The following is a 14,601-nucleotide window of genomic DNA, read 5'->3' as shown; positions in this document are numbered from 1 at the left end:
AAAAGTGTCTGAAATAACGCTTAGCCTTTTTTTTAAGCAGCAACATGAGATTTATGCAACATAAGAGTGCAATGGCATAAATTTTATTCATCTTGTGCACTATAATAATGCGAACCAATAAATAATTTAACTTTTAAAATTAATTTTAGCCGCGCTCAAGGTCAGAGGCGCGGCCAAGCGAGAGCGATTACAGCAGGCCGGGGAATATCGCCTTAATGCCGGTAACGATAAATTCGATCCCGAGCGCCATCAGCAACAGGCCCATGATACGGGTGATCACGTTGATGCCGGTCTGCCCAAGCAAACGCACCAACAGCGGCGCGGCGCGGAACAATAACCAGCAGCAAAAAGCGAATAAGGCGATCGCCACCGTAAAGCCGAGCAGGCTTTGCCAATTGTGATAACGGGAACTCCACACGATGGTGGAACTGATCGCCCCCGGCCCCGCCATCAACGGCAGCGCTAACGGCACCACGCCGATGCTTTCGCGGATCGCGCTCTCCGATTTCTCCTGTTTGTTCTGCTTATCTTCACCCAGCTTGCCGCTGATCATCGACATGGCGATGGTCACCACCAAAATACCGCCAGCGATGCGGAACGAATCGATGGAGATGCCGAACATCCGCAATATCCCTTCACCCAGGAACAGCGATGTCCATAGAATGATGGCAACCGACAGGTTGGCGGTCAGGTTGGTTTTATTGCGCCCCGCTTCCGCCTGGTAACTGGTCATACTGATAAACACCGGCAAGATGCCCACCGGGTTGACCAGCGCAAACAGACCGACAAAGAACTTGATAAAGCCGGAAAGATCCAACAGAGATTGGCCCACAGATGGCTCCGCGTTAATTGCTGTAAAGGTGTGCTGACTATGCGCGCTAATGTAATGGAATTGCCGCGGGTAATCCATCCGGCCAGAGCAGCATTTTTGACTACCAGCAAGTTAGGCAACAAAACAAATGCCCTTTGTTAAAGTAATGTATGGCCTTTTGATTTTTTATGTTGAAAAAAGAGTCACCGATCACAGTTATTGAGAATCACTCTCAAAAACACCAAGCTGAAAGGTGTCAGCTTGCACTTTTCATGATTTAGATCACAAATCAACTACCCAACAGTGGGTAAGCTCTTAGTCGTAGTCAGGGAGTAGAACAAAGTAGGCCGCGGCATCGCCGGTTCCGTTCTCCTCACTGCCTGCCCCTCCGGTTGGCGTAGGGTAAAGCTCTTTAAGCAAATCAGCAGCATGCGAAGAAATAACGCGGGAAGACCCCGGTATTCTCATCACCGCTTATCCCCGTTACGACTATACTAGTGGCTCGCACGGCTTATTTACTGAAAGAGTTTAACATTATCAGGAGAGCATTATGGCTGTAACGAATGTCGCTGAACTGAACGAGCTTGTCGCACGTGTCAAAAAAGCCCAGCGCGAATATGCCAACTTCACTCAAGAGCAAGTGGATAAAATCTTCCGCGCTGCCGCCCTCGCCGCTGCTGATGCCCGTATCCCGTTGGCCAAAATGGCCGTGGAAGAATCCGGAATGGGTATCGTCGAAGACAAAGTGATCAAAAACCACTTCGCTTCCGAGTACATCTACAACGCCTATAAAGATGAAAAAACCTGTGGCATCCTGTCTGAAGATGACACTTTCGGTACCATCACCATCGCCGAACCTATCGGCCTGATTTGCGGTATCGTTCCTACCACCAACCCAACTTCTACCGCGATCTTCAAAGCGCTGATCAGCCTGAAAACCCGCAACGGCATCATCTTCTCGCCGCACCCGCGTGCGAAGAATGCCACCAACAAAGCCGCCGACATCGTGCTGCAAGCCGCTATCGCCGCCGCGCGCCGAAAGACATCATCGGTTGGATCGACCAACCTACCGTCGAGCTGTCCAACCAGCTGATGCACCACCCTGACATCAACCTGATCCTGGCCACCGGTGCCCGGGCATGGTGAAAGCCGCCTACAGCTCCGGCAAACCGGCAATCGGCGTAGGCGCCGGTAACACGCCGGTCGTGGTGGACGAGACCGCAGACATCAAACGCGTGGTCGCCTCTATCCTGATGTCCAAAACCTTCGACAGCGGCGTTATCTGCGCTTCCGAACAGTCGGTCATCGTCGTTGATTCTATCTATGATGCGGTACGCGAGCGCTTCGCTTCCCACGGCGGCTATCTGCTGCAGGGCAAAGAACTGAAGGCGGTGCAAGACATCATCCTGAAAAACGGCGGCCTGAACGCGGCCATCGTCGGGCAATCCGCGCCGAAAATCGCCGAGATGGCGGGCATTAAAGTGCCGGCCAACACCAAAGTGCTGATCGGCGAAGTGAAGCTGGTCGACGAGTCCGAACCTTTCGCCCATGAAAAACTGTCGCCAACGCTGGCGATGTACCGCGCCAAAGACTTCGAAGACGCCGTCGCCAAAGCCGAAAAATTGGTCGCCATGGGCGGTATCGGCCACACCTCTTGCCTGTATACCGACCAGGATAACCAAACGGCTCGCATCGCCTACTTCGGCGATAAAATGAAAACGGCTCGCATCCTGATCAACACCCCGGCTTCTCAGGGCGGTATCGGCGACCTGTATAACTTCAAACTCGCGCCTTCGCTGACGCTGGGTTGCGGTTCCTGGGGTGGTAACTCCATCTCTGAAAACGTCGGACCTAAGCACCTGATCAACAAGAAAACTGTAGCGAAGCGAGCAGAAAACATGTTGTGGCATAAACTTCCGAAATCGATCTACTTCCGCCGTGGCTCGCTGCCAATCGCGCTGGAAGAAGTGGCGACCGACGGGGCGAAACGCGCCTTCATCGTGACCGACCGTTTCCTGTTCAACAACGGCTATGCTGACCAGATCACCAAGGTTCTCAAGTCACACGGCATCGAAACCGAAGTGTTCTTCGAAGTGGAAGCCGATCCGACGCTGAGCATCGTGCGTAAAGGCGCCGAGCAGATGAACTCCTTCAAACCGGACGTCATCATCGCGCTGGGCGGCGGTTCGCCGATGGACGCTGCGAAAATCATGTGGGTGCTGTACGAACATCCTGAAACCCACTTCGAGGATCTGGCGCTGCGCTTCATGGACATCCGCAAGCGTATCTACAAGTTCCCGAAAATGGGCGTCAAAGCGAAGATGATCGCTATCACCACGACGTCAGGCACCGGTTCGGAAGTCACGCCATTCGCCGTCGTGACCGACGACGCCACCGGGCAGAAATACCCGCTGGCCGACTATGCGCTGACCCCGGACATGGCGATTGTCGACGCCAACCTGGTGATGAACATGCCGAAATCCCTGTGCGCCTTCGGCGGCCTGGATGCGGTGACCCACGCGCTGGAAGCCTACGTGTCGGTGCTGGCGAACGAATACTCTGACGGCCAGGCGCTGCAAGCGTTGAAACTGTTGAAAGAGTATCTGCCGGCCAGCTATAAAGAAGGCGCGAAGAACCCGGTTGCCCGTGAACGCGTGCACAACGCCGCCACCATCGCCGGTATCGCTTTCGCCAACGCCTTCCTCGGGGTTTGTCACTCCATGGCGCACAAACTGGGTTCGGAGTTCCACATTCCGCACGGCCTGGCTAACGCGATGCTGATTTCCAACGTCATTCGTTACAACGCGAACGACAACCCGACCAAGCAGACGGCCTTCAGCCAGTACGACCGCCCTCAGGCGCGCCGCCGCTACGCTGAAATCGCCGACCACCTCGGCCTGAGCGCACCGGGCGACCGCACCGCGCAGAAGATTGAGAAGTTGCTGGCCTGGCTGGACGAGCTGAAAACCGAGTTGGGCATCCCAGCTTCCATCCGTGAGGCGGGTGTGCAGGAAGCCGACTTCCTGGCGAAAGTCGACAAGCTGTCGGAAGACGCTTTCGACGACCAATGCACCGGCGCCAACCCACGCTATCCGCTGATTGCCGAACTCAAGCAAATCATGCTGGATACCTTCTATGGCCGCGAGTTCAGCGAAACGGTGGAAGAGGAAGCGGCTGCACCGGTCGCAGCCAAAACCGCAGTAAAGAAGCCCAAGAAATAACGGTTCCGTGAACCGATGAAAAAACCCGCCGAATGGCGGGTTTTTTATTGCGCCTGGCGCGCGGTTTTTCTTATCCCGCCGCCAAAACGCCTCAGCGGGCGCTGGCGGCATTTTCGCCCCTACTCCAGGGAGTGAATCGCCTCTTTATAATGCTTGCGACAGACGGAGACATAGCTCTCATTACCGCCAATCACCACCTGCTCGCCGGCGTGCATCGCCTTGCCATTCTCATCCAACCGCAACACCATGTTGGCTTTACGCCCGCAGTGACAGATGGTTTTCAATTCCACCAGTTTATCGGCCCAGGCCAGCAAATATTGGCTGCCGGTAAACAACTCGCCGAGAAAATCGGTACGCAAGCCGTAACACAATACGGGAATGTCCAGTTGGTCCACCACATCGCATAATTGCTCAACCTGCGCTTTGGTCAGGAATTGGCTTTCATCCAGCAGCACACAATGCACCGGCTGCTGTTGATGCTCTTGCTGGATCATGGCGTACAGCATCGAGTCGTTGTTATAGAGCTGCGCCTGCGAGGATAAACCAATGCGCGAACTGACTTTGCCTACGCCAAAGCGGTGATCGATCTCCGCGGTGAACACCAGCGTGCGCATGCCGCGCTCTTGATAGTTATATGAAGACTGTAGCAGCGCGGTGGACTTGCCGGCATTCATCGCAGAGTAATAAAAATAAAGTTGAGCCATGGCCCCGCAACTCCGATGGTATAAGAAATATTCAAAATGTTGATTAGGACGGTAAGTGTACCATAACCCGCCCCCCGGCTCAGCCCAAAGCGAACGAATATTGCGTTCGCCGTAATAATGCGCTTTCAAGCGAAACATATCGTTCTGTCGGCCTGTTCTTTTTACAGCTATTTACAGGATAATGTATGCCTGTCATCACTATTAATTCTTGCTAATGGTTAAGCCCGGTGATTTGCCCATTAATGCCGACTTGCCCATTCCCTCTCGCTGGCGCTGCAGCCGCGGCGGAGCCCCCGTCTATTATACGCGAGCCCAATACCGGGCATTTAATCACCTGCGCCGACGCGCCAAGGTTTACTGACGCAATCTTTACCTATATACCCCTATTGTTTACAATGTCTGGCCTGCCGTGGCGTGATTAAGCCCACAGAACTCATTGTAATATTGATATAAATTACTACGATAACTTATCGATGAAAGCCTTGTGATACGCGCCTTTTAAAGCCTGTCTGCTGAAATTTTGACTTAAGCGTGCCAAGGGTAATAGTTAACAGCCCTTCCTATTATTAGTCGGACTGATCCGATTAACGGTTTTTTTAAAGGTAAATTTGAGTATTCAAGCCAATTTGGCTATTGCAGAAAAGAAAAGAGCACTCTATTATTATCGAGACGCCCCCCACCAATATAATTTGAGACTAGGACAATGAGCGAAGCATTAAAGATTTTGAACAACATCCGCACTCTGCGCGCCCAGGCAAGAGAATGCACACTGGAAACGCTGGAAGAAATGCTCGAGAAACTGGAAGTTGTTGTGAACGAACGTCGCGAAGAAGACAGCCAGGCTCAAGCAGAAATCGAAGAACGCACTCGTAAACTGCAGCAATACCGCGAAATGCTGATTGCTGACGGTATCGATCCAAATGAACTGCTGCAAACCATGGCTGCCAACAAGGCTGCCGGCAAAGCAAAACGTGCAGCACGTCCAGCTAAATACCAATATAAAGACGAAAACGGCGAACTGAAAACCTGGACCGGCCAAGGCCGTACTCCTGCGGTGATTAAGAAAGCAATCGAAGAGCAAGGTAAATCTCTGGATGATTTCCTGCTGTAATAGCGATTCAGTCCGTATCTGAAAGGCTCCCTGCGGGGGGCCTTTTCATTTTTAGAGCGTATAACCCTGCTCCCGTCATTCCTCTCTCCTTTTAGTAAATATCCTAATTCGCTTTTGCGCCGTACATGAGATCGCAGCGAAAAAAAAGGGACCCAAAGGCCCCTTCTATTGCATTTATCCGCGTTCAATTATTGAACCTGATAGAATGCCTTATACCAGTCAACAAAGCGCTTCACGCCCTCTTCAACGCTGGTTTCCGGTTTAAAGCCGATGTCACGATAAAGCTCTTCCGTATCCGCGCTGGTATCCATCACATCGCCCGGTTGCATCGGCAGCATATTCTTACGGGCCGTCACCCCCAATGCCTGCTCCAACGCACTGATATATTCCATCAGTTTAACGGGGGTGTTATTGCCGATATTATAAACGTGATACGGCGCTGAACTGGTTGCCGGCGATCCCTGTTCAACGGTCCATGACGGATCCGCCTGCGGAATAACCGCCTGCAACCGCACTATCGCCTCGGCGATGTCATCGATGTAAGTAAAATCTCGGTGCATTTCACCGTGGTTATATACGTCGATGCTCTCCCCGGCCAATATGGCTTTGGTAAACTTGAACAGCGCCATATCCGGGCGCCCCCAGGGACCATATACCGTAAAGAACCGCAGTCCGGTCGTCGGGAGACCGTATAAATGGGAATAGCTGTGTGACATCAGCTCGTTGGCTTTTTTAGTCGCCGCATACAGTGACACCGGATGATCGACAGAATCTTCGGTGGCGAACGGCAGCTTGCGATTCAGGCCATATACCGAGCTGGAGGAGGCGTAAAGTAAATGCTCAACCTTATTATGACGGCAGCCTTCCAAAACGTTTAAATGACCGATCAGGTTGGCATCTGCATAAGCCAACGGATTGACCAGCGAATAACGTACGCCGGCTTGAGCCCCCAAATGAATGACTCGCTGGAACTGATGCTCGGCAAACAATGCCGCCATGCCTTCACGATCGGCCAAATCCAGCTTGATAAAGCGGAATCCCGGCTTATCCGCCAGTCTATCCAGACGGGCCATTTTCAGGCCCACGTCATAATAATCATTCAGGTTATCAATGCCGACAACCTGATGACCGGCGGTCAACAAACGCTCTGCAACGTGATAGCCAATAAACCCTGCGGCGCCTGTAACCAGGAATTTCATGCTCACTCCTTAAATAACCGGTTTAATCGAGGCGCCGCGGCCAATTGCGTAATAGGTAAAACCGCGATTTTCCAAACGCTCCGGATCGTACAGGTTACGGCCATCGAAGATCACCGGCTGCTTCAACGCGCCCTTGATCACATCGAAGTCCGGCGCGCGGAAGTTCTGCCATTCGGTGCAGATCACCAGCGCATCGGCGCCGTGCAATGCAGCCTCTTTGGTGCCCACCAGCTTCAAATCGTCACGCTGGCCATAGATGCGCTGAACTTCGTTCATCGCCTCCGGATCGTAGGCTTGAACGGTGGCGCCTGCGGCCCACAGCTGTTCCATCAGCACGCGGCTGGAAGCTTCACGCATGTCATCGGTATTCGGCTTGAACGCCAGCCCCCACAGCGCGAAGGTTTTGCCCTTCAGATCGCCGCCGAAGTAGTCGTTGATAAAGCTGTTCAGCTTGTCTTTCTGCTGATAGTTGACCTGCTCTACCGCCTGCAACAGCTTCGGTTGGTAACCGATCTGCTCCGCCGTACGGATCAGCGCCTGGACATCTTTCGGGAAGCAAGAGCCGCCGTAGCCGCAACCCGGGTAGATGAAGTGATAGCCGATGCGTGAGTCGGAACCGATGCCCTGACGCACTTTCTCAATGTCCGCGCCCAGCATTTCCGCCAGATTGGACATTTCGTTCATAAAACTGATCTTGGTCGCCAGCATGCAGTTAGCGGCATATTTGGTCAGCTCCGCGCTGCGGATATCCATCATGATCATGCGATCGTGATTGCGGTTAAACGGTTCGTACAGCTCGCGAATAGGCTCGATCACATCTTTATTGTCGGTACCGATCACGATGCGCTCAGGACGCATGCAGTCTGCCACCGCCGCGCCTTCCTTCAGGAATTCCGGGTTGGATACCACGTCAAACGGCACGTTGCTGCCGCGTTTCGCCAGCGTTTCAGCCATCACCTGACGCACCTTGTCCGCCGTACCGACCGGCACGGTGGATTTGTCGATCACCACTTTGCGATCGGTCATGTGCTCGGCGATAGTGCGCGCCACCGCGGTGACGTACTTCAGATCGGCGGAACCGTCTTCATCCGGCGGCGTGCCGACGGCGATGAACTGGATAGTCCCGTGCGCCACGCCCGCTTTGGCATCGGTGGTGAAATGCAGACGGCCGGCCTCATAGTTTTGCTGCACCAGCGGCGTCAGACCCGGTTCGAAAATCGGGATATTCCCTTTTTTCAGGTTTTCGACTTTTCGCTCATCGACGTCAATACACATAACGTCATGGCCTACTTCAGCCAGTACGGCGGCCTGCACCAGACCCACATAACCAATACCAAAAACTGTTACTTTCATGTGAAAATCCTAGTTTTTCAAATTAAGACGAAAGATCACTCAATTACTTCTTGTCAGCGGCAACAACCTGTTGCAGCCACTGAGAAAATTCTTTGCCCAGGCTGGCATGGCGCATGCCGTATTCCACGAAGGCCTGCATGTAACCCAGTTTGTTACCGCAGTCATGGCTCACGCCTTTCAGGTGATACGCCTCCACCGTTTCCTGCTGCATCAGCATTTCGATACTGTCAGTCAGCTGAATTTCGTCGCCGGCGCCCGGAGGCGTTTTCGCCAACAGCGGCCAGATATCGGCGGAGAGGACATAACGACCGACAATCGCCAGGTTGGAAGGCGCTTTCTCCGGCGACGGCTTCTCGACCACGCTGACCATCGGTGCGCTTTCGCCCGGATGCAATTCGACGCCCTTACAGTCGGCTACGCCGTAGTTGCCAACATCTTTATGCGGCACAGGTTCAACCATGATCTGGCTGATGCCGGTGGTTTCGAAGCGCTGCAGCATGTCGTGCAAGTTGTCTTTTTTCGGATCGGCACTGTATTCGTCAAGGATCACGTCCGGCAACACCACCGCGACCGGCTCATCGCCCACCATCGGGTAGGCGCACATAATCGCGTGCCCCAAGCCTTTGGCATTCCCCTGGCGGACTTGCATCACGGTAACGCCCTTCGGGCAGATTGACTGCACTTCATCGAGCAGTTGACGCTTGACGCGTTTTTCCAGCATCGCTTCCAGTTCGAAACTGGTATCAAAATGGTTTTCGATCGAGTTCTTGGAGGAGTGGGTGACCAGCACAATCTCGTTAATCCCTGCCGCAATGCACTCATTGACGACGTATTGGATCAGCGGTTTATCAACCAGCGGCAACATTTCTTTCGGAATGGCTTTGGTGGCCGGCAACATCCGCGTACCCAAGCCTGCAACCGGGATCACGGCTTTTCTGACTTTGCGATTTACAGCAGGCATTATTTCCTCTCTTAAAGCTGAAGCGCTCATTTTATGAGCTTGGGCTCGATATAAAAAAACCTTCGGAGTATACCAGCTTATGCGCGCCTGGCATTAACCAGAACACAAATAGAAAACATTTAGGACTATTACCCGTTCTGATAATCGGGAGAAAAAATAAACGGTTTAATTACCGATAAGTGAATAGCTTAAGATATCGCCGATCAACGTCCATTATTCGGCGCTGAGCATCAGCCGCAATCGGCCGCCGCTGCCCCATACCTGACATTGCCAGGCCGTACAGCGTTGACTGATCTGGTTCATGTAGGTAGCGCCCAGCGTGCCCAGCGGCACGCCGTTGCTCAGCTGAATTTGATTGTCGCCGGTATTGACGTTGGCATGCAGCCCGGCGGAAACCAGAATCAGGTTTTTATTTTCGGCGTGATAATATCCCAGCAACAGCGGGAATTGGCCCTCTAATTTCCCCTGCCGCAATAATTGATTAACCTGCTTTAACAATGCCGACATTTGCGGCAGGCGATGTTGTTGATTAGCCAGATGGTCTTGCAGCAACCCATTAAATAATGCGCGCAACAGCAGCGCCGCCAATACGCCATTATCACCGGCGCGCGTGACGTCCAGGCAATAGAACGCCAGGTCTTTTTCTGACAATGCCGCGATATCCAGCACCAGCCCGGGATTTTCGCCCGTGGTTAACTGGCGATAGTTGATCCGGCAATGCGCAATGGTTTGCTGCACCGGCGGCTGCAATTGCTTAAGCAGTTTGACGGCTTCGGAAGGATTCTTGCTCAGCGCGTCCCAATCCTGAAACAGCTCAACCTCTTCAATCGCCTGGGAGGTGAACATATTGGGGTATAAACACGCCAGCACCGCCTCACGCAGGCGATTGAGATCGGTCAGCGGCTTCAGCAGCACATCTTGTACGCCCAAACGCAGCACCTTGGCGATGTCCGCCATCTTGTCGGTAGCGGAGATCACCAGCACCGGGATCTGCAGCCCCTGCAGACGCAGGTGTTCAACGAATTCGATGCCGCCCATTTCCGGCATCGCGAGATCGCACAGAATCAGATCCGGCTTGAAGTCATCGACGGCACTCAGCGCCTGTAAACCGTTGGTCGCCTCGCCGGTTTCAGCGCCCAGCGAGGTCAGATAACCGACCAGCACGGAACGAAAAACCTGTTCGTCCTCAACGATCAAGATACGCTTGTGAGTGAGTGGTAATGCCATCAGCCGAGCCTCGTCCCTTTCCATAGTGTAATAGTGGCTCAAAAAGGTCACTTATGCTCGTCTGAAACAGACCAACCGCGCATTGCCAACCAAGAACCGAGAATTATCTATTTTTTATCAACGGCAACAACCGATCCAGTTGTTTTTCAACCGCCAGCAACCCCGCCTCGATCGCTTCATCGGCGCGGTGGAAATCCAGCGTTGAGATCTGCGGGCAAAAAGGCTGGATCAAAACGTCCGGCGGATCGCTCGCCATCCGGTTGCGCTTCAGGCGATTTTCCAGCATTTGAATCGACGTGCTCATAATCTCCATCGCCGTCGGCGCCGTCGTCGGTTTGCGCTTGCGCATTCTGCCGACGCGCTCCCGCAGGCGCCCGCGCCAGGTCTCCGCAGGCGTATCGTCCGGGCTTTCGTCCTCGCCGCGTATCGAAAACAGATCCTGCTGCATCAAATGCGCGTCATGCTGCAGATCGACCGCAATGACAATATCGGCGCCCAGCGCCCGGCAGAGCGACACCGGTACCGGATTGACCACTGCGCCGTCCACCAGCCAATAGCCGTCGGCCCACACTGGCGCCAATAGGCCGGGCATGCTGCAAGAAGCGCGCACCGCCTGATGAATATCGCCTTCGGTCAGCCACAGTTCGCGGCCGGTGCTGAGATTGGTCGTCACGGCGCCGAACTTCAGCGCACATTCGGCAATATCATTGATCTTCAACAGTTGCCCGACGGCAGTGAACACCCGATCGCCGCGCAACAAACCGCCGCGCTGCCAGGAAAAATCCATCAGACGAATGACGTCCCAATAGCTGAACGACCGCACCCACTGCTCCATCACCGGCAAACGGTGACTGGCGAATGCCGCCCCCACCAACGCACCGACAGAGCAGCCGGCAACGATATCGACCTCAATCCCCAGTTTCTTTAACGCATTGATCACGCCGATGTGCGCCCAGCCTTTAGCCGAGCCCGCCCCCAGCGCCAGTCCGATCTTGATTTGCCGCATAGCGCCATCCTCTCGGTAAAAGGTGTTCTCTGCTTTCAGGGTAGATTGTCACTGACGAATATTGTTAGGTAACATATGCGCTAAATTCATTTTCAGCCTCGTTTTCTCAGGAGTTATTTTGCCCGAATCATGCCCATGCGGCAGCGGACTGGCGTATAACGCGTGCTGCGCCCCTTTTATCAGCGGCAGTCAGCCGGCGCCGACGCCCGGCCAACTGATGCGTTCACGCTTCACCGCCTACGTGAATCATAACGTCGACTATCTGATCGCCACCTGGCACCCCGACTGCGGCGCCGAAGCATGGCGCAATGCGATCGTCGACAGTTTCAAAAACACCGAATGGCTGGGCTTGACGATCGTCGAGGAGCAAACCGGCCATGAGCCGGACGAAGGCTTCGTCGAATTCATCGCCCGCTTCACCGATGGTGAAAGCGGTGAGCCCCAGGCGATGCATGAGCGCTCACGCTTCCTTCGTCGCGATCAACGTTGGTATTATATCGACGGCAGCAAACCCCAGCCCGGCCGAAATGCGATATGTCCCTGCGGCTCAGGGAAAAAATATAAGAAGTGCTGCGGGCGCTAGCCGGCCGGCGCTTCACGTTAACGCCTGCGCAGACAGGCCGTTCAGTATCAGACAGGATCCTCAAACCCATGCCACACCAAAATGTACAACGAAAAGTGTTACGCACCATCTGCCCGGACGCCAAAGGGCTGATCGCCAAGATCACCAACATCTGTTACAAGCACGAGCTCAATATCGTCCAGAATAATGAGTTCGTCGATCACCGCACCGGGCGTTTCTTCATGCGTACCGAGCTGGAAGGCATTTTCAACGACAACACGCTGCTGGCCGATCTGGACAGCGCCCTGCCGGAAGGTTCGCTGCGTGAGTTGCACAGCACCGGACGTCGGCGCATCGTGGTGCTGGTCACCAAAGAGGCGCACTGCCTGGGCGATCTGTTGATGAAAAGCGCCTATGGCGGCCTCGACGTTGAGATCGCCGCCGTAATCGGCAACCACGACACGCTGCAAACGCTGGTGGAGCGTTTCGATATTCCTTTCCATCTGGTGAGCCACGAAGGATTGACGCGCGAACAGCACGACCGCGAAATGACGGCCAAGATCGATCAATATCAGCCGGATTACGTGGTGTTGGCCAAATATATGCGCGTGCTGACGCCGGCCTTCGTGCAACATTATCCGAATCAGGTGATCAACATTCACCATTCGTTCCTGCCGGCGTTTATCGGCGCGCGGCCTTATCACCAGGCCTACGAACGCGGAGTTAAAATCATCGGCGCCACGGCTCACTACGTTAACGACAATCTCGACGAAGGCCCGATCATCATGCAGGACGTGATCCACGTCGATCACACCTATTCCGCCGAGGATATGATGCGCGCCGGCCGCGACGTAGAGAAAAACGTGCTCAGCCGAGCCCTGTATCAGGTGTTGGCGCAGCGCGTCTTCGTCTACGGCAATCGCACCGTTATTCTGTAATCGCTCAATAAATCGGTGCATTTCGTTCAGGGATGCACCGCCAAGAATAAAAAAACGGCAAACGATTCATTTTCTGCATTTCAATGCTTTACACATCCGCTTCATTTGATATGATGCGCCCCGCTTACCGAGACAGCGCTCTCGCAAGCAAGGCCAGTTAAATAGCCATGTATATGGTGGGGTTCCCGAGCGGCCAAAGGGAGCAGACTGTAAATCTGCCGTCACTGACTTCGAAGGTTCGAATCCTTCCCCCACCACCATCTTCTCTCTGTTGATGAACTTGAAGCGAAAGCTGAAATATCATTAAACGCCGAGGGGGAGGATGAGAAGCTTCGACAAGGTTCGAGCCGAGCGCAGCGAGACAACGCGCTTTAGCGCGGTAATCCTTAGAAGCGCACAATAGGAATTTAGCCCATTCCTTAAAAAAATCAGCGAATCCATGAATACCATGGTGGGGTTCCCGAGCGGCCAAAGGGAGCAGACTGTAAATCTGCCGTCACTGACTTCGAAGGTTCGAATCCTTCCCCCACCACCATCCCTTGCAGAAACCCCCAAACCGAATTAAAAGCACATCGCATCCATAATGCTCCGTATTGGGGAGGGATGAGAAGCTTCGACCAAGGTTCGAGTCTCACGCAGTGAGACAACGCGCTTCAGCGCGGCCCGCAGGGTGAGTCGCGCAGCGACGAATCATCCTTCCCCCACCACCATCTCTTACAGAAAATCCCAAAACCCACTTAAAGCACATCGCATCCAACACGTTGCATCCAATGTTCTCGTATCAATAAATCAAGTTATCTCCCCTTATTAACCGCTTTCATCCAGACGTTTTATTTCTCTCCTCCGCCCGTAACTTGAACTCCGGCCGACAATTCGCTATACCACTGGCTTCTTTAGTGCAGTAAGGAACAGGTGGATGCGAAACAATATTTGCGTTTTTTGTGGCGCCAGCGAAGGTGTCAATCCCGCTTATGCCGAGCAGGCTCGCCAACTGGGGCAATTGCTGGCCGCACAGGGACGCCGTTTAATCTACGGCGGCGGCAAAAAAGGACTGATGGGGATTGTGGCGGACGCGGTGTTGGCGGCGGGCGGTGAAGCTGTCGGCATTATCCCCGAGCGCCTGGTTGAAGCGGAAACGGCGCATCGCGGCCTGACTGAATTGGAAGTGGTGCCAGACATGCATACGCGCAAAGCCCGTATGGCGGCGCTGGCGGACAGTTTTATCGCCCTGCCCGGCGGCATCGGCACGCTGGAAGAGCTGTTTGAAATCTGGACCTGGGGGCAAATCGGGTATCACAACAAACCGGTCGGCCTGCTGAACGTCAACGGTTTCTACCGCCCACTGAGCCAGTTCCTCGAACACGTCGCCGATCAGGGCTTCATGCGCCACGACTATCTCGGTACGCTGCACATCAGCGAATCGGCGCAAACGCTGCTGCAACAGTTTGACGACTATCAACCCAAAAATTACGACCGCTGGGCGAAATAATGCCGGCTGCGCAGTCAGC

Annotated in this window: 11 protein-coding genes, 2 tRNA genes, 1 other RNA gene and 1 pseudogene; 8 read left to right on the top strand and 7 right to left on the bottom strand. The window is 54.0% G+C overall.

Annotated elements, in window-relative coordinates; genetic code table 11:
- Positions 1-187 precede the first annotated feature (187 nt).
- Positions 188-832, bottom strand: coding sequence for a YchE family NAAT transporter (locus ITX55_RS00765; protein ID WP_015378089.1), 645 nt, complete (start codon positions 830-832; stop codon positions 188-190).
- A gap of 529 nt (positions 833-1,361) precedes the next feature.
- Here ITX55_RS00765 and adhE point away from each other — a divergent pair.
- Positions 1,362-4,032: pseudogene (adhE, locus tag ITX55_RS00760) on the top strand (bifunctional acetaldehyde-CoA/alcohol dehydrogenase).
- 119 nt (positions 4,033-4,151) lie between these two features.
- Here adhE and ITX55_RS00755 read toward each other — a convergent pair.
- Positions 4,152-4,736, bottom strand: coding sequence for a thymidine kinase (locus ITX55_RS00755; RefSeq protein ID WP_033650224.1), 585 nt, complete (start codon positions 4,734-4,736; stop codon positions 4,152-4,154).
- A 703-nt stretch (positions 4,737-5,439) separates the two neighbouring features.
- Between ITX55_RS00755 and hns the strand changes: the two genes are divergently transcribed.
- Positions 5,440-5,847 carry a histone-like nucleoid-structuring protein H-NS gene (gene hns / locus ITX55_RS00750; protein WP_004932170.1) on the top strand — a complete coding sequence of 136 codons (408 nt, stop codon included), beginning with the start codon at positions 5,440-5,442 and terminating at the stop codon, positions 5,845-5,847.
- 188 nt (positions 5,848-6,035) lie between these two features.
- On the opposite strand, the gene ITX55_RS00745 is transcribed toward hns, so the two are convergent.
- The 5 genes from ITX55_RS00745 to rssA all read right to left on the bottom strand — a co-directional run bounded on the left by ITX55_RS00745 (position 6,036) and on the right by rssA (position 11,593).
- The gene (locus ITX55_RS00745) at positions 6,036-7,046 is read right to left on the bottom strand and encodes an NAD-dependent epimerase (RefSeq protein ID WP_182264331.1); all 1,011 of its coding nucleotides are present in this window, start codon (positions 7,044-7,046) and stop codon (positions 6,036-6,038) included.
- Positions 7,047-7,055: 9 nt separating this feature from the next.
- On the bottom strand, positions 7,056-8,399 hold the full coding sequence (locus ITX55_RS00740; protein ID WP_042784706.1) for a UDP-glucose/GDP-mannose dehydrogenase family protein: 1,344 nt from the start codon (positions 8,397-8,399) through the stop codon (positions 7,056-7,058).
- A 43-nt stretch (positions 8,400-8,442) separates the two neighbouring features.
- Positions 8,443-9,360: a UTP--glucose-1-phosphate uridylyltransferase GalU gene (galU, locus tag ITX55_RS00735; protein WP_033650221.1), complete on the bottom strand. Its 918-nt coding sequence runs from the start codon at positions 9,358-9,360 to the stop codon at positions 8,443-8,445.
- Between the two features lie 213 nt (positions 9,361-9,573).
- A complete protein-coding gene (gene rssB, locus ITX55_RS00730; RefSeq protein WP_042784707.1) occupies positions 9,574-10,587 on the bottom strand; it encodes a two-component system response regulator RssB in 1,014 nt (337 codons plus the stop codon).
- A 103-nt stretch (positions 10,588-10,690) separates the two neighbouring features.
- Entirely contained in the window at positions 10,691-11,593 is a 903-nt protein-coding gene (gene rssA / locus ITX55_RS00725; RefSeq protein ID WP_042784708.1) for a patatin-like phospholipase RssA, read from the bottom strand.
- 118 nt (positions 11,594-11,711) lie between these two features.
- Between rssA and ITX55_RS00720 the strand changes: the two genes are divergently transcribed.
- The 6 genes from ITX55_RS00720 (at position 11,712) to ITX55_RS00695 (ending at position 14,582) form a co-directional block, all read left to right on the top strand.
- Positions 11,712-12,176 carry a YchJ family protein gene (locus ITX55_RS00720; RefSeq protein ID WP_033643306.1) on the top strand — a complete coding sequence of 155 codons (465 nt, stop codon included), beginning with the start codon at positions 11,712-11,714 and terminating at the stop codon, positions 12,174-12,176.
- Positions 12,177-12,244: 68 nt separating this feature from the next.
- Positions 12,245-13,093, top strand: coding sequence for a formyltetrahydrofolate deformylase (purU, locus tag ITX55_RS00715; RefSeq protein ID WP_004932187.1), 849 nt, complete (start codon positions 12,245-12,247; stop codon positions 13,091-13,093).
- Positions 13,094-13,268: 175 nt separating this feature from the next.
- Positions 13,269-13,353, top strand: a tRNA-Tyr gene (locus ITX55_RS00710).
- 190 nt (positions 13,354-13,543) lie between these two features.
- Positions 13,544-13,628 (top strand) — tRNA-Tyr (locus ITX55_RS00705).
- A 47-nt stretch (positions 13,629-13,675) separates the two neighbouring features.
- Positions 13,676-13,803: non-coding RNA, RtT sRNA (locus tag ITX55_RS00700), on the top strand.
- A gap of 206 nt (positions 13,804-14,009) precedes the next feature.
- Positions 14,010-14,582: a TIGR00730 family Rossman fold protein gene (locus ITX55_RS00695; protein WP_004932190.1), complete on the top strand. Its 573-nt coding sequence runs from the start codon at positions 14,010-14,012 to the stop codon at positions 14,580-14,582.
- Positions 14,583-14,601 lie beyond the last annotated feature (19 nt).

It is taken from the genome of Serratia sp. EWG9 (assembly GCF_019913725.1).
GTDB lineage: Bacteria > Pseudomonadota > Gammaproteobacteria > Enterobacterales > Enterobacteriaceae > Serratia > Serratia ureilytica.
Note: the sequence above shows the minus strand (reverse complement) of the source record. Positions and strands in the feature narration are given on the sequence as shown.

Coding starts and splice junctions, on each gene's coding strand:
- ITX55_RS00755 (WP_033650224.1), bottom strand. CDS start 4,736: ATGGCTCAACTTTATTTTTATTACTCTGCGATGAATGCCGGCAAGTCC.
- hns (WP_004932170.1), top strand. CDS start 5,440: ATGAGCGAAGCATTAAAGATTTTGAACAACATCCGCACTCTGCGCGCC.
- ITX55_RS00745 (WP_182264331.1), bottom strand. CDS start 7,046: ATGAAATTCCTGGTTACAGGCGCCGCAGGGTTTATTGGCTATCACGTT.
- ITX55_RS00740 (WP_042784706.1), bottom strand. CDS start 8,399: ATGAAAGTAACAGTTTTTGGTATTGGTTATGTGGGTCTGGTGCAGGCC.
- galU (WP_033650221.1), bottom strand. CDS start 9,360: ATGCCTGCTGTAAATCGCAAAGTCAGAAAAGCCGTGATCCCGGTTGCA.
- rssB (WP_042784707.1), bottom strand. CDS start 10,587: ATGGCATTACCACTCACTCACAAGCGTATCTTGATCGTTGAGGACGAA.
- rssA (WP_042784708.1), bottom strand. CDS start 11,593: ATGCGGCAAATCAAGATCGGACTGGCGCTGGGGGCGGGCTCGGCTAAA.
- purU (WP_004932187.1), top strand. CDS start 12,245: ATGCCACACCAAAATGTACAACGAAAAGTGTTACGCACCATCTGCCCG.
- ITX55_RS00695 (WP_004932190.1), top strand. CDS start 14,010: ATGCGAAACAATATTTGCGTTTTTTGTGGCGCCAGCGAAGGTGTCAAT.